The sequence below is a fragment of the Argonema antarcticum A004/B2 genome, assembly GCF_023333585.1.
GTDB lineage: Bacteria > Cyanobacteriota > Cyanobacteriia > Cyanobacteriales > Aerosakkonemataceae > Argonema > Argonema antarcticum.
The window spans coordinates 56,582-74,726 of sequence record NZ_JAIQZN010000013.1 but is presented as its reverse complement, the minus strand read 5'-3'; the positions used below and the strand labels follow the sequence as shown (position 1 = coordinate 74,726).

17 protein-coding genes are annotated in these 18,145 nt (G+C 42.8%); 16 read left to right on the top strand and 1 reads right to left on the bottom strand.

Features of this window, described 5'->3' with window-relative positions:
• Positions 1 to 171: 171 nt before the first annotated feature.
• From LAY57_RS08370 to LAY57_RS08300, 15 genes are all read left to right on the top strand, one after another.
• A complete protein-coding gene (locus tag LAY57_RS08370) occupies positions 172 to 1,611 on the top strand; it encodes a helix-turn-helix domain-containing protein (protein WP_249065952.1) in 1,440 nt (479 codons plus the stop codon).
• A gap of 14 nt (positions 1,612 to 1,625) precedes the next feature.
• The gene (locus LAY57_RS08365; RefSeq protein ID WP_249065951.1) at positions 1,626 to 2,804 is read left to right on the top strand and encodes a YcjF family protein; all 1,179 of its coding nucleotides are present in this window, start codon (positions 1,626 to 1,628) and stop codon (positions 2,802 to 2,804) included.
• 95 nt (positions 2,805 to 2,899) lie between these two features.
• Complete coding sequence (locus tag LAY57_RS08360) at positions 2,900 to 3,223, top strand: 2Fe-2S iron-sulfur cluster-binding protein (RefSeq protein ID WP_249065950.1); 324 nt, start codon at positions 2,900 to 2,902, stop codon at positions 3,221 to 3,223.
• Positions 3,224 to 3,230: 7 nt separating this feature from the next.
• Positions 3,231 to 3,422 (top strand): DUF8621 family protein, encoded by a 192-nt coding sequence (locus LAY57_RS08355; protein WP_249065949.1) that lies wholly within the window; start codon positions 3,231 to 3,233, stop codon positions 3,420 to 3,422.
• Positions 3,423 to 3,431: 9 nt separating this feature from the next.
• Complete coding sequence (locus LAY57_RS08350; protein WP_249065948.1) at positions 3,432 to 4,538, top strand: DUF3326 domain-containing protein; 1,107 nt, start codon at positions 3,432 to 3,434, stop codon at positions 4,536 to 4,538.
• Positions 4,535 to 5,152, top strand: coding sequence for a CPBP family intramembrane glutamic endopeptidase (locus tag LAY57_RS08345; RefSeq protein WP_249065947.1), 618 nt, complete (start codon positions 4,535 to 4,537; stop codon positions 5,150 to 5,152). Before LAY57_RS08350 ends, LAY57_RS08345 begins: the two co-directional genes overlap by 4 nt.
• A 528-nt stretch (positions 5,153 to 5,680) precedes the next feature.
• Positions 5,681 to 7,597, top strand: a complete 1,917-nt coding sequence (locus LAY57_RS08340; protein ID WP_249065946.1) for a serine/threonine-protein kinase — start codon at positions 5,681 to 5,683, stop codon at positions 7,595 to 7,597.
• Between the two features lie 48 nt (positions 7,598 to 7,645).
• Positions 7,646 to 9,472, top strand: coding sequence for a protein kinase domain-containing protein (locus tag LAY57_RS08335; protein ID WP_249065945.1), 1,827 nt, complete (start codon positions 7,646 to 7,648; stop codon positions 9,470 to 9,472).
• A gap of 258 nt (positions 9,473 to 9,730) precedes the next feature.
• The gene (locus tag LAY57_RS08330) at positions 9,731 to 10,192 is read left to right on the top strand and encodes a PqqD family protein (protein WP_249065944.1); all 462 of its coding nucleotides are present in this window, start codon (positions 9,731 to 9,733) and stop codon (positions 10,190 to 10,192) included.
• A 25-nt stretch (positions 10,193 to 10,217) separates the two neighbouring features.
• Positions 10,218 to 11,306, top strand: coding sequence for a serine kinase (locus LAY57_RS08325; protein WP_249065943.1), 1,089 nt, complete (start codon positions 10,218 to 10,220; stop codon positions 11,304 to 11,306).
• Between the two features lie 3 nt (positions 11,307 to 11,309).
• A complete protein-coding gene (locus LAY57_RS08320; RefSeq protein ID WP_249065942.1) occupies positions 11,310 to 12,080 on the top strand; it encodes a glycosyltransferase in 771 nt (256 codons plus the stop codon).
• A complete protein-coding gene (locus tag LAY57_RS08315) occupies positions 12,077 to 12,799 on the top strand; it encodes a glycosyltransferase (protein ID WP_249065941.1) in 723 nt (240 codons plus the stop codon). Before LAY57_RS08320 ends, LAY57_RS08315 begins: the two co-directional genes overlap by 4 nt.
• A gap of 2 nt (positions 12,800 to 12,801) precedes the next feature.
• The gene (locus LAY57_RS08310; RefSeq protein ID WP_275993746.1) at positions 12,802 to 13,500 is read left to right on the top strand and encodes a glycosyltransferase family 2 protein; all 699 of its coding nucleotides are present in this window, start codon (positions 12,802 to 12,804) and stop codon (positions 13,498 to 13,500) included.
• 10 nt (positions 13,501 to 13,510) lie between these two features.
• The gene (locus LAY57_RS08305; protein ID WP_249065940.1) at positions 13,511 to 14,389 is read left to right on the top strand and encodes an SDR family NAD(P)-dependent oxidoreductase; all 879 of its coding nucleotides are present in this window, start codon (positions 13,511 to 13,513) and stop codon (positions 14,387 to 14,389) included.
• A gap of 29 nt (positions 14,390 to 14,418) precedes the next feature.
• Positions 14,419 to 15,366, top strand: a complete 948-nt coding sequence (locus LAY57_RS08300) for an SMP-30/gluconolactonase/LRE family protein (protein ID WP_249065939.1) — start codon at positions 14,419 to 14,421, stop codon at positions 15,364 to 15,366.
• Positions 15,367 to 15,450: 84 nt separating this feature from the next.
• Here the strand turns inward: LAY57_RS08300 and LAY57_RS08295 are convergent, their stop codons facing one another.
• Positions 15,451 to 16,551, bottom strand: coding sequence for a nucleotidyltransferase domain-containing protein (locus LAY57_RS08295; protein WP_249065938.1), 1,101 nt, complete (start codon positions 16,549 to 16,551; stop codon positions 15,451 to 15,453).
• Between the two features lie 11 nt (positions 16,552 to 16,562).
• Between LAY57_RS08295 and LAY57_RS08290 the strand changes: the two genes are divergently transcribed.
• The gene (locus LAY57_RS08290; protein WP_249065937.1) at positions 16,563 to 17,693 is read left to right on the top strand and encodes a nucleotidyltransferase family protein; all 1,131 of its coding nucleotides are present in this window, start codon (positions 16,563 to 16,565) and stop codon (positions 17,691 to 17,693) included.
• Positions 17,694 to 18,145: the final 452 nt, after the last annotated feature.

Genomic DNA, 18,145 nt, shown 5'->3' with positions numbered 1-18,145 from the left:
TCTAATGTATTTGTAACCCAATAATTACAAGCTGTCCAGCCTTATAAAGTTCGATAAAGTAGGTAAGTTTTCCACCCAATTGGTCGGCAAAAGTTGGATTTAGCTGGTTAGGGTGGAAAAAGTTGGATTTAGTTGGATTAAAATAGAGTCAACCACTTATATATCCGAGCAATGGACGTTGAAGAGGTTTTGGAATTTGCCGACCATTTAGTTTTTGCGATGACTGGAAAGCATCTGGACAGTCTGCAAAAGGCTATATTACGCGGGGCTTGGGATAATCAGAAATATCGGGAAATTGCAGAACGTCACCACCGCTCTGAAAAATACGTCAAAGAAGTTGGTTTCAAGTTGTGGAGATTACTATCAAATATATTGGGTGAAGAACTAAGTAAAGCAAATTTTCGCGCTGCGTTAGAACGGAGATGGAGATTTTCTTTTGTCTTACCTTTCGGAAAAGCTTTTGTGCGAACTGCCAAAGTTACTCCAAATACTTGTAATTCTCCAGAAATAACCAATATCCAACAATTAGATGAAGATATTTCTGTGGGATATGAGGGAAAAAATTCTCTATTTTCTTCTCATCAAGATTTGAGTGATGCACCCGATGTATTTTCCTTCTGGGGACGCAGTGAAGAACTGAATAAATTAGAAAAATGGATTGTAGAAGAACGCTGTCGCTTAGTTGTACTTTTTGGAATGAGCGGTATTGGTAAAACTGCTCTCGCCGTTAAGCTAGTAGAGAAAATTCAAGATAACTTTGAATTCGTGATTTGGCGCAGTTTGTGCTACAAACCAACTTTGGCAGAAATGCAGGCAAATTCGATCCAATTTTTGTCCGATCGCGAGGAAAAGGAAGTTGATGGAAACGCAGATTTTAGACTATCGCAGTTCATGGAGTATTTGCGAAAATACAGATGTTTGGTGATACTTGATGATGTACATTTGCTTTTCAGCACCGGAGAACTAGCTGGTTGCTACCAATCTGGATATGAAGATTATAGCTTACTATTCAAACAATTGGGAGAATTAACTCACGACAGTTGCTTTTTGTTAACCAGTTGGGAAAAACCGAGAGAGATTGTTACATTAGAAGGGGACAATAAACCTGTTCGTTCTTTAGAATTGGCTGGTTTAGATATTCCATCTTCAGGAGAACTACTAAGGGAAAAAGGTTTAGGTGAAGAAAAATGGGAATACTTGATTAATCATTATGCAGGTAATCCGTTATGGTTACAGATTGTGTCTACAATAATTGCTGACTTATTTGAAGGTAGCGTTTCGGAATTTTTGAAATACGATACGCTACTGTTGAGTGAGGAATTGAAAGATATATTAAGCAAACAAATATATCGATTATCACCGTTAGAGAAAGATGTTCTTTCAAGATTGGCAAACGAAGACGAGCCTGTGGCTATATCTAAGTTACTGGGAAATATCCAATTTTCAAACTCTGATTTACTGAATGCTATTCAGTCTTTGAGACGGCGTTCGCTGATTCAAAAGCAAGATGGGAACGGAATGATTTTCACTGTCAAACCTGTGTTAAAACAGTATTTAAAAACAGAATATTTTCGCGTTTTAAATACTGCTATCAAACTTAACATTAACTGAACGGAGTAAATAAAATGGCTGACAATGACTTTTCCTTTGATGATATTCTGACAAAAATAAGCGATGCCTACAAAGATGCGGAAACTAAAGTCGGACAATGCAATGTTTTGGTGATAGGCAAAACTGGTGTAGGTAAAAGTACGCTGATAAATGCTGTTTTTCGCGATCGCCTAGCGGAAACAGGTGTTGGTAGACCTGTTACTCAAGGCATTCGCCAATATACCAAACAGGATTGTCCGATCACTGTATATGATACTCCCGGTCTTGAACTTAATGCCGAACAAATACATCGGGTTAAGCTAGAAGTTGCCGAACTAATTGAAGATAAAATTATCTTAGCTGCCCAAGAACATATTCATGTTGTTTGGTACTGCATCAACCATGAGGCAAATAGAATTGAGGAGATAGAAGAAGAATGGATTAAGGATATCGACATCAAAGAAGTGCCAGTTATTCTAATTTTAACTCAAGCGATATCGATAGACGAAGAAGATCGTAGCGATTTCCTAATTTCATTGGAAAAAAGGAATCTCCCAGTCAGCTATATTGTCCCAGTCTTATCGGAACCGAAACGAGTTGGTAGATATACTGTGGAAACATACGGTTTAAAGCGTTTAGTAGAAGCAACCTTTCAACTACTCCCGGAAGTTGCCAGAAAAGCATTTGTGAAAGAACAGATTGCTAGCCTTAATCTCAAATCAGATGAAGCATTCAAATATGTCGCTGGTTATGTAGCTTCTTCCGCTATGATTGGTGCTTCTCCAATTCCGTTTTCCGATGCTTTCCTTTTAGTGCCAATACAAACTACAATGCTGGCACATATCACCGTTGTCTTTGGATTGCCTTTTGACAAAGCATTTATCGGTGCTATATTATCTGCGAGCATCGGTGCAGGGGGGATGGCGGCTGCTGGCAGATTTATTGTGACTAATTTAATCAAGCTGATACCGGGCGCTGGTACAGTTGTAGGTGGTGCGATCGCAGCATCAACTGCCGCAACTCTAACACTGGCACTCGGTCTATCATACATTGAGCTGCTCAAAAGATATATGAAAGCTCAAATCAACGGAGAAACAATATCTCTGCCCAATTTAACGAGAATGTTCGCGGAATTGTACAAAGATTATATACAGACGGGACGGACAACACCAGAAGACAACGACTCTCCTCCCCGCGAAATCGATATCGATTAGGTTCCCATAAGCGGTAAAATGATTTAATCAAACTATTGAATCGAGGCTCTGCCTCCTCAGTGTTGAGATAAAACTACTGAATGTAAAGTTTCAAGATGCCCAAGACTTACACCGTCGAAATTCAGCACCAAGGTAATACCCACACCCTGCAAGTACCAGAAGATGAAAAGATTCTTCGCGTCGCCGAAGCAGCCGGAATAGTGTTGCCGAATTCCTGCAATGCGGGGGTTTGTACCACTTGTGCCGGTAAAATTATAGAAGGAAAAGTGGATCAAACTGATGGGATGGGCGTCAGTAGAGAACTTCAGGAAAAAGGCTATGTTTTGCTCTGCATAGCTTGTCCGCGCTCCGACTTGAAGATTGAAACTGAGAAAGAAGACGAACTATATTACCTGCAATTTGGACAATACCAGAAGTAATCAACCAATGACAACACACTTTATCACAGCAGAAATTGACCTCCAAGAGTCCCCAGCTAAGCTGCACCAGGAAATTGAAGCCGAGTTGCAAAAACGTGGCGAACCCCTGCGTTGGGCTATTACTGGTGTCGATGTTGACCAACAAAAAGCCCACGTTGAAGCAGTGGTAACGGTAGCTTCCGAACAACCCAAAATCTAAAATCGAACATTGGTTGAGCGTCCTTACACGGTTGTATTAATTGTGCCGACAGGAATTGGGGCGGCGATCGGAGGCTATGCGGGGGATGCGTTGCCTGTGGCACGTGCGATCGCATCCTGTTGCGATCGCCTCATCACCCACCCCAACGTCCTCAATGGTGCCAATTTATACTGGCCTTTGCCTAACGCCTTCTACGTCGAAGGCTATGGACTTGACAAATTTGCCGCCGGATGCTGGGGATTGCGCCCAGTTCATCAAAATCGAATCGGTTTAATACTCGATCGCGCGATCGAACCAGACTTGCGATTGCGACACCTGCAAGCAGCTGACGCCGCTAGAGCCACCCTGGGATTAAATCTCACCGACTATGTAGTGACAGATGCCCCGTTGGGGGTGGAATTGCGGACATCCGCATCCGGTGCATCTTGGGGTACTATTCAAAATCCCGATAGCTTATTGCGATCGGCTGAGATTTTGATAACTCAAGCCAGGGCAAATGCGATCGCAGTCGTAGCCCGTTTCCCCGAAGATATAGAAAGCGAAGCCGCAGAAAACTATCGACAGGGCAAAGGCGTTGACCCCGTAGCCGGTGCCGAAGCCGTCATCAGCCACCTAATCGTCAGAACATTTCAAATACCCTGCGCCCACGCCCCCGCCTGCTCCCCACCCCCCCTCTCTCCTCACCTATCCCCCCGCTCAGCCGCCGAAGAATTGGGCTACACCTTCCTACCCTGCGTCCTCGTCGGCTTAAGTCGCGCCCCCCAGTTCGTCACCCCTGCGGGAAGTCAAAAGTCAAAAGTCAAAAGTCAAAACTCTCCCAATCATCAATCACCAAATGATATCTGGGCTGAACAAGTAGACGCCCTCATCGTACCCGCAACGGCTTGCGGCGGCAGTGCCATACTCAGTCTTAGCCAACTGCCCGTACAAATCATCGCCGTCGAAGAAAATCAAACCCAGATGCAAGTTCCTCCAGAGCAGGTAGGGATCGAAGCATTACGGGTACACTCATATTTAGAGGCACTGGGCGCATTGGTAGCCCATCGAGCAGGTATTAGTCCATCCGCTCTCAGCCCAGACCTCTCCCCCATACGTAGCCTCCCAAAGAACTGGTGACAGATCCTTTACCTAACGATCCGGAATTTGAATCGCTGACGCGCCCTCAACTTTTAGTCGCGATGGGCGTCACAGCAATCTTGTTGTTGGTGGTAGCCAAGCTATGGCTGCAATTTGGCGCAGTCTCAATCCTGGGCGTCAAATGGACAAACTCAGCCTTACCCTTGGGGCTGGCTCAAGGTTTGGGAATTACAGCCGCTAGTTCCCTCGTCTATCGCCTTTGGCCCGCTTACCGCAAAAGCGCCGATATGTACCTAGCATTGGTGCTAAAACCCTTACTGTGGCCGGACTTGATCTGGCTGGCACTCCTGCCGGGATTGAGCGAAGAATTATTGTTTCGCGGTGTAATGCTGCCTGCGTTGGGCTTGGATATCCTCGCATTAGTCTTAAGCAGTCTCTGCTTTGGCATCTTGCACCTTAGCGGTTTGGAACAGTGGCCTTATGTGATTTGGGCAACCGTCATCGGTTTGGTGCTGGGATATAGCGCCCTTGCCACAGGCAATCTGTTAGTCCCAATAGTCGCTCACATCGTCACAAATCTGGTTTCTAGCTGTCTTTGGAAGCTGGATAGCCGTAACAACGGCGGCGGTTCGCAGCGCTCTTTCAAAACCTAACAGACCGAAATTTACTTATAGGAAAGTGCAAAGTGCTGAGTGCTGAGTGCTGAGTACAAACACAGTCCCGGCCTTGCTTTGAGAGCTTGTAGGGGCGAAGCATTCGGGCAGAAAATCTAGGGAGAGAGCGATAGATTTTCTACCCCAATGCTTCGCCCCTACTAGGATTACCGAATCGGTGTTCTAGCCCCTAGCCCCTAGCTTGGTTATTCAGAATTGGTAAAAATAAAAAAACGCCCAAAACTTGAGGGCGTCGATCATCAGGGTGCATCTACATCTATTACTATAACCCCTAGTGAGGGGTGTTACCCCTCATCCCCCTATTTTGTAATAAAACTTTACAATTGTCTCAGGGAAGGTCGGAACGCAGTCTATTTGCCAAAGTTTAAGACGGGAATGCGATCGCACAACCACATTAAGAGCAGCTTGCCAAATAATTGTTATAGCTAGAGAGGGAAAAGCAAAGAGGAGCCTCTTCTTACCCTAGCCCCTAGCCCCTAGTCCCTAGTCCCTAGTCCCTAGCTATATATGGTTTACTGCCTCAATCCGGATTGCCAGAAACCCACCAGCAACCCAGAGGGGACAAAGTTTTGTCAAAATTGCGGCTCCAAATTGCTGTTAAGCGGACGTTACCGTGCTATAAAGCTCATCGGTGAAGGTGGCTTTGGCAGAACCTTCTTGGCGGTGGATGAATATAAACCCTCCAAACGGCGCTGCGTAATCAAACAGTTTTTTTACCAAGGCGCAGGTGCCCAAACAGCGGCAACACTATTTGAACAAGAAGCCGTGCGGCTGGATGATTTGGGGGCGCATCCCCAGATTCCCGAACTTTTCGCCCATTTTGAAGCGGATAAGCGCCAATATTTGGTGCAACAGTTTATTGATGGGCAAAACTTAGCCCAAGCACTGGAAGCAGAAGGCGCATTCAGCGAAACGCAGATTCGAGACTTGCTGAACAATTTATTGCCGCTACTTGACTTCATCCACTCTCACAACGTTATTCACCGCGACATTAAGCCAGAAAACATCATTCGCAGATCTCCAGGAGTTGGGGGAGATGAGTTAGTTTTGGTTGATTTTGGGGCTGCTAAATTCGTGACGACAACAGCCTTTGCCAGAACCGGAACCAAGATTGGTACTGCTGAGTATTCAGCACCAGAACAAGCGATGGGCAAAGCTGAGTTTGCTAGCGATCTCTACAGTTTAGGCGTTACCAGCATCCATCTGCTAACTCAAATGCACCCATTTGACTTATTTAGTATCAGCGAAGATGCCTGGGTGTGGCGGGATTACTTGAGAAGTCCGTTGCAGGATGAGAATTTAGGTAAAGTGCTGGATAAAATGCTGGAAAGGGCAACCAACCGACGTTATCGTTGGGCCCAAGAAATACTGGAAGAGTTAAATCCTCAGCCTAAACCAGCAAGGAATTGGAGTACGAATATTCCTTTGGGAAATCTCTACGGGACTGGAAATACTTCATCACCAATTAAGAGTTACCAATTACCCGTTACCAATTACCCATCGCCCATCACTTCTGTGCAATCTTCTGCACTAGCTAAAACTTGGAGATGCTCTAGCAGCCTCACCGGCCATTCTAACTGGGTTTGGTCGGTTGCCTTCAGTCCCGATGGCAAAACTCTTGCCAGCGGCAGTCGCGACAAAACTATCAAGCTTTGGGAATTGGGCACTGGTAAGCAAATCCGCACCCTCTGGGGACATTCTAATTGGGTTTGGTCAGTGGCATTTAGCCCAGATGGCAAAACTCTTGTCAGCGGCAGTGGAGACAAAACGCTGAAGATTTGGCAGATACCCAGCGGCAAAATTATCCGCACTCTCACTGGTCATTCTGGCCCAATTTATTCGATCGCAGTCAGCCCCGATGGACAGACAATCGCCAGCGGTAGCGGCGACAAAACGATCAGGATTTGGCAAATAGACAGCAGCGAAGTCATCTACACCCTCGCCCGTCATTTATTCTGGGTTCGTTGCATCGCCATCAGTCCCGATGGACAGATTCTCGCCAGTGGCGGTTTGGACAACAATATCCATTTGTGGCACATAAGCACTGGAAAATGGAGCCGCACCTTTATGGGGCATTCCAATTGGGTGCGTTTCATCGCTTTTAGCCCGGATGGAAAAATTCTTGCCAGTGCTAGTTATGACAAAACTATCAAGGTTTGGGATTTGGCTACTGGAAAAGAAATTTATACTCTTACGGGACATACAGACTTGATTAGTTGTATTGCAATTAGTCCCGATGGACAGATTCTAGCTAGTAGCGGTCGGGATAAAACTATCAAGTTTTGGCAGTTGAGTACTGGTCAGGAAATCTCTAGTATCAACGATCGATCGGACGCAGTTAGTTGTATTGCTTTCAGTCCCGATGGGCAGACTTTAGTCACCGGCAATTTGGACAAAAGCATCAAGATTTGGCGGTGCGATTAATATTGATGTAAAATTTCCCATCTCTCAAATCATAAACCCATCACCATTATGAGCTATTGCCTTAATCCTAATTGCCAGAAACCTCAAAATCAAGAGGGAACAAAGTTTTGCCTGAATTGCGGATCGAAGTTATTACTGAAAGAGCGTTATCGCGCCATTAAAGTAATTGGACAAAGTGGCTTTGGCAAAACTATTCTCGCCGTGGAAGAAGACAAACCCTCTAAACCGCGTTGCGTTATTCAACAGTTTTTATCTCAAGCCCAAGGCACAAACAACGCCCAGAAAGCAACTGAGTTATTTGAACAAGAAGCAGTCCGGTTAGATGACTTGGGTAAACATCCTCAGATTCCCGAATTACTGGCGCATTTTCAGCAGGATAATCAGCAATATTTGGTGCAAGAGTTGATTGAGGGGCCAAATTTAGCGCAAATACTGGAAGCCAAAGGTGCTTTCAACGAATTGCAGGTTCGCCGCTTGCTAAGCAGTTTGCTGCAAGTGCTTCAGTTCATCCATTCTCACAAAGTCATTCACTACGATATCAAGCCAAAAAATATTATTCTTCGCCGCGATGGGCAACTGGTGCTAGTTGATTTTGGGGCGGCTAAATATGCAACGGTTATGACGAGCGCCATAACGGGGAGAGTAATTGGGGACTTTCGATATATTGCGCCAGAACAAGCTGTTGGGAAAGCAGAACTTGCCAGCAATCTTTATAGTTTAGGTATTATCTGCATTCATCTGCTGACTAAAAAACATCCTTTTGACCTATATTCCTTTGGCGAAGATATGTGGGTGTGGCGGGATTATTTAACCAAACCAGTCAGTGATGAACTGGGGCGCGTTCTGGACAAACTAATCGAAAAAGCTACTAAACGGCGCTATCAATCCGCATCAGAGGTAATTGTAGAAGTGCAGAAGTTCGCATCTTTACATCCTCAGCCCACTCAAACCGCACCTAAATTACCACCCCCTGCATCAAATCCTCAAACTCTGACTTGGAAATGCGTACACACCCTCCGTCATGTCAACTGGGTTTTTTGCGTTGCCATCAGTCCTGACGGGCAGATTATCGCCAGTGGTAGTAGAGATAAGGATATCAATATTTGGCATCTGGACACAGGCAAATTGTTACATACTCTCACTGGTCATACACAATGGGTTAGATGCCTTACTTTCAGTCCTGATGGGCAAACCATTGTTAGTGGAGGTGACGACAGTAGCATTAAAATTTGGCAGGTGTCAACAGGGAAATTACTAAATACATTCACCCTACATTCAGCCCCGGTTTGGTCTGTTAGCATCAGTCCTGATGGGCAAACCTTAGTAAGTGGTAGTAAGGACAATAGCATTAAGATTTCGCATCTGGATACGGGGCGATTTAAGCACCTTTTTAAGGGACATTCTGATTCGGTTTATTCCACAAAAATTAGTCCTGACGGGCAACTTTTAGCCACTAGCAGTTATGACAAAACAATAAAACTTTGGCATTTGAATAAAAAAAGACTTCTGCACACTCTCAAAGGGCATTCAAGCTGGGTTACTTCCCTCGCTATTAGCCTAGATGGGCAGATTTTAGCCAGTGGCGGTTATGATAAAACAATAAAACTTTGGCAGCTAGACACTGGGAAGGAATTAGCCACCCTGACTGGGCATCACAGTTATGTTTGGTCTGTCTTCTTCAGTCCCGATGGTAAGACTATAGCTAGTGCCAGCGCCGACCACACCGTTAAGTTATGGCAGGTGGACAGTGGAAAACGACTTTGCACCCTCAGCGGTCATTCTGACTGGGTTAATTCTGTTGCCTTTAGTCCTCAAGCAAAGACGATTGTTAGTGGCAGTAATGACATGACTGTTAAGATTTGGCGGTGCGATTAAGCGATCGATCGCTTTTTGAGTTTTCGCAAATATTACAATAATATTAAGATTTGGTTAAATATTCGCAATTTCCAACAATATTATGTTAGTCTAACGAAAATATTGCCTATCCCAAGGCAGTCAAAAATCCCCTACCAATTGAAATCGGGGCTACTCCAAACCAAGCTCTCTAGACAGCCAAAAGTCCGCTTACGCGGACTTCGTTTGTATAGCCGCGACTTTAGTCGTTAGGCTTGTTCAACCAAAAAAGTGAGAAAAATGATCAAAACGTCGGAAAAATTTAGAATCAATTCTCCTAAAGTAGTACATGAAATGATTGATGGGGAAGTGGTAATTGTCAACCTCGATCGGGGAGATTATTACAGTTTAGTGAAAGCAGGAGCCGATATTTGGGAAGGGTTGACAAAAGGTATTGCCAGAGCAGATATTCTCGAAGATCTGGTTGAGCGTTACGAGACCAGTCGCGAAAATATTGAAAATGCGGTCGATGATTTGATTGATAAATTACAGTTAGAAGAACTGATTATCATCGAACAAACAGAAGAGTCGAAATCCTCAAATACAACAAACAAACCAATCGAAACTAAAGCTAATACAGAAAAGCTTAGCTTTGAAACTCCAACCTTACAAAAATATACGGACATGGAAGAATTGCTGGCTTTAGATCCCATCCATGAAGTTGATGAAATGGGTTGGCCGAATGCTAAGCAGGATCTCTGATTAGATTAGAAGCAATTAAAAGGTAATGGTTACAAACGAGTTGGAAAATTCCGAAAAACAAAGCAAAACAGAACAACAAGACCCTCTAGCTTTTTTCGATCGCGTCTATGAACTATACGAAAAAGCGGAAGCTGCGTCTGGGGGTGCTGTCGATCGCTTTTATTGTATAGCTGGGTTTAAAATTCGGTTGCGTTTTGCTGGTGATGCCTTAATTCCATACATGACCCCCGCTTTAGGACACTTAGAAACAGAACCTTTTTCAGATCCAGCACTTACAGTTTGTTTGTGGGATAGCACCTCGACAAATATCGTCATGCCACCTCCACCTTGGCAGAGACATCATCATCATCCCAAGCGCGGAGAAATTCACGGTTACAATACCGATCGCATTCACACCAGTTTCCAATGGGGTGCATTTGCGCTTAGTCTGTTAGATAGCGATCGCAATCTAGGAATTTATTGGGTTGAAACAACCGAACAAATTCCTTACTGGGAAACAGGTTCACCGCTGCGGACAATTTTTAACGTCTGGATGAATAAGCGGGGAATCCAGCTAGTTCATGCTGGTGCTGTCGGACTCCCATCTGGCGGCGTGTTGCTAGTCGGAAAAGGAGGTTCTGGTAAATCTACCACCGCTTTAACTTGCCTGAATTCAGAGCTTTTTTATGCCAGCGACGATTACAGTCTCATCGCCTGCGAACCAACGCCGACGGTGTTTAGCATCTACAACACTGGCAAAAAAAATGCCGATGATGTGAACAGATTACCGTTTTTGGCGGCGGCTATCAGTAATCGCGATCGCCTTTCAGAGGAAAAAGCACTTTATTTCATCAACCAACATTTCCCCGAAAAAATATTGACAAATTTCCCCATCCGTGCTGTTTTAGTTCCTCGCATTACTGGAAAAACAGATACCTCCTTAACAGCTACATCTGCCGTCGCCGCTTTAACTTCACTAGCACCGAGTACGATGATACAATTACCGGGTGCTGGTAAAGAAGCTTGCCAGATTATGATGCAAGTTTTGAAACAAGTTCCTTCTTATTATCTAGAACTCGGTACTGATTTAAACCAAATTCCTCAAGTGATTTTCAATCTCATTACAAAGCAATAACCAATGGACGATAAGCAATTATTCATTAGCGTTATTATCCCAGTTTACAACGGGGAAAAATATCTAGCCGAAGCAATTCAAAATATCAAAAATCAGGATTATAAACCATTAGAAATCATTGTAATTGATGATGGTTCGATAGATAAAACTGCGGAAATAGCTGCCCAATTCAAGGACAGTATCCGCTATGTTTATCAGCAAAATAGCAGGCCAGCAGCGGCTCGTAACCGTGGGATAAGAATAGCAAAAGGTGATGTAATTGCCTTCTTAGATGTTGACGATCTCTGGTCGGATGATAAACTGAAACTGCAAGCAAATTACTTAGCAGATAATCCCTCAGTAGAAATTGTACAGGGATTAATCCAACAGATGAAATTATCGGAACCGACAGCGAACAATCAACCCATTTTTGAACCTGCTTACAAACCTTACAGCTATATTAATCTAGGGAGCGCAATTTATCGAAAATCAGTTTTTGATAAAATTGGCTTTTTTGACGAAACGCTCAATTATGCCGAAGATGTAGATTGGTTTATCCGAGCGTGGGAAAATGGTATTTATAAGATTGTATTGGAACGAGTAAGCCTGTTTTATCGCAAGCACAAAGATAATATGACATCTGGTAAAAATTTAGTTGAGCTTGGGTTTGTAAGAATTTTCAAAAAACATTTAGATCGGTGCCGAAAGCGAGGAGATTCTCAAATTATTTCTTTATTAGATATGCCAATTAATGAGTACCTTGGCACTTCTCCTGAAATACCAAAAATAGTGTGAGAATTGCAGAAAATAACATGATAGAAAATTTACCCATCGTCAGTGTAATTATTGTCGTCAAAAATGGCGAACGTTACTTGGCTAGAGCAATTGAAAGCGTTCTAGCTCAGACTTATGAAAATTATGAAATTATTGTGGTTGATGGTCAATCTATAGATAACACCGAAAAAATTGCTAAATCTTTTCAGCAGGTTCGCTACGTCCGCCAAACTGGTGAGGGAATTGCAGATGCTTATAATCAAGGAATTGATGCGTCTAGAGGAGAATTTATTGCCTTTCTTTCCCATGACGATACCTGGACAACTAACAAATTAAGCAGTCAGGTAAATTATCTAATTCAGCATCCAGAAATTCAATACACAGTTGCCAAAGTCAAGTTTTTTTTAGAGGAGGGACATTCCATACCACCCGGATTTAGACCAGAGTTACTCTCAGGCGATAGTGTTGGTTGTATTATGGAAACTCTCGTAGTGCGAAAACCCTTATTTGCAGCGATTGGCAAGTTAAATCCTGAATTTATAGTAGCTGAGGATGTTGATTGGTTTTGTCGTGCTAAAGATAATAATGTGACAATGGCTGTCATGCCTGAAGTGTTGCTTCACAAGCACATTCATAACACCAATCTTTCATTAAATTCATCTGTTAATAACCAGAATTTGCTGAAGATTATGAGACAATCAATTGAACGTAAACGTAATCAAAAATTGGAGCAGAAATAAGGATGATCGATTCTTCTTTAGTCAGCGTCATTATTCCAGTATACAATTGCGAAAAGTATCTAGCTGAAGCGATCGAAAGCGTGCTAGCTCAAACCTATCAGCCACTGGAAATCATTGTCGTAGACGATGGTTCAACCGATCGCAGCGCAGAGGTAGCCAAGCGCTTTAGCTCATCAGTGCGATACTATTTGCAATCCCAAAGCGGTGCTGGTGCTGCCCGTAATTATGGCACTGATTTAGCGCAAGGAAATTTCTTCGCTTTTCTCGATGCAGATGACCTTTGGGTTAAGGATAAATTGACTCGTCAAATGCAGGTTTTTGAAAGCGAACCAGACGTTGATATGGTATTTGGACACATTCAACAGTTTCACAGTCCCGAATTAGATGAAAGCGTCAAGAATAAAATCTACTGTCCCGCTGAATTAATGGCAGGATATCACCCCGGAACCATGCTGATTAAACGGGATGCTTTTTTCCGTGTAGGTCAATTTGAAACTCACTTGCAAATGGGAGAATTTATCAGTTGGTATGCACGTGCAACCGATCTGGGATTGCGTGTTAGAATGTTAGCAGAACTGCTGATGTGGCGGCGTCTGCACGAAACCAATCTGAGCATTCGTCAGCGTCGGTCGCGTACTGATTATGTGCGCCTTATTAAAGCTTCACTCGACCGACGCCGCGCCAATAATCAGTCTATTTAGATGATTAAATATGAACTTAAAAACTCGGTTAAAAGCTGCCTTAAAATCCTTCATAAATCCGGTGACAACTCCAAAGTTAGTACCTCCAAAACCACTGCCAGAGCCTTCCGTAGTTATAGATAATCAGCTTTTCGCAGGAAAAAATGTTCTGATAACCGGAGCCGGAAGAAATATTGGCAGGAGTATTGCCCTTGAGATGGCTAAACAAGGCGCAAACATTTTCTTTACTGACGCACTTCAGGAGCGATGTACAAACTTAGAAAAAGAACTAAATAGCTATCAGGTTAAGTCAAGAGGATTTTTGTCAGATATATCAAATGTTGAGAACAATAATTCTTTACATAGTTGGTTAGTAGATAATCACATAAACATTGATATACTTGTTAACAATGTGGGGATTCAATTTGAGACAATAAAAATAAAAAACCTTGATTTAGGAGAATGGCAGAAGACATTTAATACCAATGTTTTTGGGCCAATGTACCTCACAAAACTAATCTCCCAAATGATGGTAACTAATAACGTTCATGGCTCTATTATATTTATCACTTCTATCCATCAATGGGAAATTGCACGCTGGCCGAGTTACAGTTCCTCAAAAGCCGCATTAGGAATGATTATTAAAGAACTGGCTGTAGAATTAGCATCCTTTGGCATCAGAGTTAACGGAATTGCTCCGGGTTGGGTTGCAGAAGATGAGCAAGGAAATCCATTCAGTCACGAGTATACGCCCCTGAATAAAAGTTCTATCAATCCTTGTTATATCGGCAGAGCAGCTGTTTATCTAGCTTCAGATTATTTTTCCGGGTTTACTACTGGAAGCGTCATTAAAATTGATGGGGGATTATCATTATTTAATTCTCGTGTATTTCAGCAGCCACCTCAATAAAAAAGCACTGTTTATTTGGATAAAATATAATGTTGCGTATCACAAAATGGGTCAATAGACAGATAAAACAACTAGGTTCGACTTTTCCAAAAAAATTAGCATCGGGTCGATTAGATGCAAAATCTCAAACATTTAAAAATCTCTTTCCTAAGAAAGTAAAGATCGATCGCGTAGCTACCGGATTTCAGTTTACTGAAGGCCCAATTTGGTTTGCTGAAGAAAATTATCTTCTATTTAGCGATATTCCTGCTAACAAAATTTTCCAACTGACTACTTATGGTAAGTTAACCATCTTCAGAGAACCTAGTAATAATTCCAACGGTTTGACTAGAGACAAACAAGGAAGATTAATTGCTTGCGAACACGGTACGCGCCGAGTTACCCGCACCGAAACAGACGGTTCAATTACCATCTTAGCCGATAAATTCCAAGGCAAAAACCTCAATAGTCCCAACGATGTTGTCGTCAAAAGCGACGGCTTTATTTATTTTACCGACCCTCCTTATGGCATCAAACTCGAACAGCAGGAACAACCAATTCAAGGAGTTTATCGCCTTGACCCTGATGTGAACGAAATTATTGTCGTAGCTGATGATTTTGATAAACCGAATGGTCTGGCATTTTCACCTGATGAAAAGCAGCTTTATATCGATGATTCAGAACGCCGTCATATTCGAGTTTTTGATGTTAAAACAGATGGTACGCTTGCTAATGGTCGGATCTTTTACGATATGAACGTTAAGAAAACAGGTTTGCCTGATGGGATGAAAGTAGACGTGCAAGGACACATCTACTGTACCGGAGCAGGAGGCGTATGGGTATTCGATCGCGAAGGCAATCATCTAGGAACAATTGTGACTCCCGAACAACCAGCAAATTGTGCTTGGGGAGATGAAGATTGGCAGAGTCTTTATATCACTGCTCAAACTTCGGTATACAAAATTAGAGTAAACATTCCCGGAATTAGCCTTGCTTAATACAGCGACCTCAGAAACCCGGTTTCTCCGAGAAACCGGGTTTCTATATACCTCACTCACCTGAAAAGCTCTATAAATAACGTTCTATCCCTGCACCCGATTTTTTATTCCCAGATAAGAGAGGTATGTCAAACGACGACCGTAATTGATTTTATCCTGCAAACGTTCCCTTACTCCAAAAGGGAATAAAAATAATTTTTGCATTTTTTCGCTCATACTTCCAGAACTATAAAAAAGCCATTTACGTAGTTTGACAGCAAGTAATTTTATCAACAGATCTCCTTGCAATCTTTGTTCTATTTCTGCTGAAAGTTTGGCATCCAGAAGATCCTTTGCTAAAAGAAGACTAACTAACAACATTCGCTCGCTACCTAAAGTTTTAGCTTTCTTGATGATTCCTCCCCAATCTAATTCCTGATGAGAGCGAATTAATTCAGCAATATCGCAGATTTGAGATAGCTTTTGCTCCTGTTCCCAAGAATCTTTCGCTATCTGCATTGCGAGGATAATCAGCAAATCTTCGGTACAAAGGGTAGTGACTGTTGTGCCAACAAGAGATACAGGCTCCAGGCGTTGCCACAAACCGTCAAAATCGAGTAAAAGAGGGAAGTATTTCGGTGCGATTCTCTTGTGGAGGTCTACATTAACTTTGGTTTTATTATTGATCAAACTTTCTTCCCACTCAAATTTTGAGTCTGGGTGATATCCTTGAGAAATCAGCAGTTCTTTTGCTCTGGAAAAGTCCTGCTCTTGAACCAAGATATCCAAATCACCGAACTGCCTGAGCGACAGGTTGCCATACATGGCAGCAGTCAGCGCGGCTCCTTTGTAGGTGATAGCGGGGATTTGGTGCGTTTCAAACAAATTTAGGAGTTTGAGCAGTTCCTTCGTCAGGGACATATTCCGTAGGGCGTTGGCGCGGTAATCGTTGCGAAGCCGATCGAATATTGGTTGGGGAACTGCTTCTGGGCAAATGGTGGAAAGACTGTGGTACAAAAGTGGCTTTGTCGCGTGCTGGGATGCTATTTCTATTAGATATGTCCAGTCGATGTTTCCTTGGAGTAGGGTTTTGATTCGCTCTGCCATTGCCGTGTCTATCCTAGTTCTGGCACAACATAGAAGTAGCTCAATTTCTGGGCGCGATTCTTTAGCGTTGATTTCCTTATCCGTTACCTTTTGAATCATTTACACACCTTATGAATTCTAAAAACGATCGAAAATTTGAGTGGGTTACTTCCGAGCAGGAATTGCTTTTGCTGGCTGCCCTCAAGCAAGGAAAAGATGCGACTGATGCTTGGCAGCAATGGAAAAGAACTGTCGATATTGAGGATCTCGATCCAGAATCTTATCGGTTGCTGCCATTACTGTATCGCAATTTATCTGTTCATGGCGTGGAAGATTACCAGATGGTAAGACTCAAGGGTGTCTACCGCCGTAGATGGTATGAAAATCAACTCTTAGTTTCTAAAATTACATCACTTATACGTTCTTTTCAGGATGCTGGCATCAAGACACTAATTTTAAAAGATGTCGCTTTGCTTTTACATTATTATCAAGATGATGGACTCCATGCCATAGATAGTTTTGATGTTTTTGTGCGTTGGGCAGATGGAGATGCAGCGCTCGGTTTATTGAATAAGTTGGGCTGGATGCTAAAAGAAAAAGTGCCAGATAAAGTTTTATCTAGCTTGTCTGTTATTACCTTTGTAGATGAGTCTGGCAAAATACTTAATCTCTACAGGCATATATACTGGTATCCTTGGCAAGAGAATACTGATTTGGGAGAAGGGCCGATCGCAACCCAAATAAAAGATTTATCAAGTTATGTCTTAAACCCAACTTATCAGTTATTGCAGCTTTGTCACCAGGGAACGATATGGAATTTAGTTCCACCAATTCGTTCGGTGGCTGATGGGATGACAATTATTAACTCATTTTCCGATTCAATAGATTGGAATGTTCTGGTGGCTGATGCGGAAAAGTATCGATTTATTTTGCCTTTAAAAAAGATGCTCGCGATATTATCTGAAGTACTATTAGCACCTATTCCCGGAGCAATTATAGAAAAGGTTCGAGATTTGAAACCTTCAGCTTTTGAACAAATGGAGTATAAACTAAGCTCTGGGGAACCGCTGCCTGTCATAAAAACTTTCATCATCAGATATTCTCAATATTTGAAGTCAGTTCAAAGTACAGGTTCGACATTTAAGATTATGGGTTTTCCCAGGTATTTACAAGATGTCTGGGGTTTGGACAATTTATGGTCAGTTCCATTTCAAGTTACTGTTAAAGGTATGAAAAGGATACGAAACGATATTTTCAAGTGAACTTAACATCAGGAAGGACTGATGGACGAAAATATTTCTATAATTACTAGCACAGATCTTGTACTCGCGCTGTCAGCCCGCCCGGAGGTTTAAACCTCTGGGCTAATAGCTAAAGTCCACTGAAGTTGACTTACAGCGGCTTGCAAGTGGGTGAGGTACAGGTAAATTGTAGGGGCTCTTTTGGTAGATAATTTTGTACGGGCGGGTTGATCTAAGATTAGGGTTAGAATCAGAAAATTTTGCCAAAAACCCGCCCCTACACACAAGAATCATGGCCAAAAAAGCCCCAAATGTCGCGCTAAAAAAATATTTTATTGTACCTCACGCGGCTGCAAGCCGCTGTAATACTAACTCAAATTGCTAGTTAGTTCCATTAGCTCTTGTTTTCGCGCTCCCAGGCTCTGCCCAGCGTAACTTAGTGGAATTCCACTTCGCTCCCCAAATCAAATCTT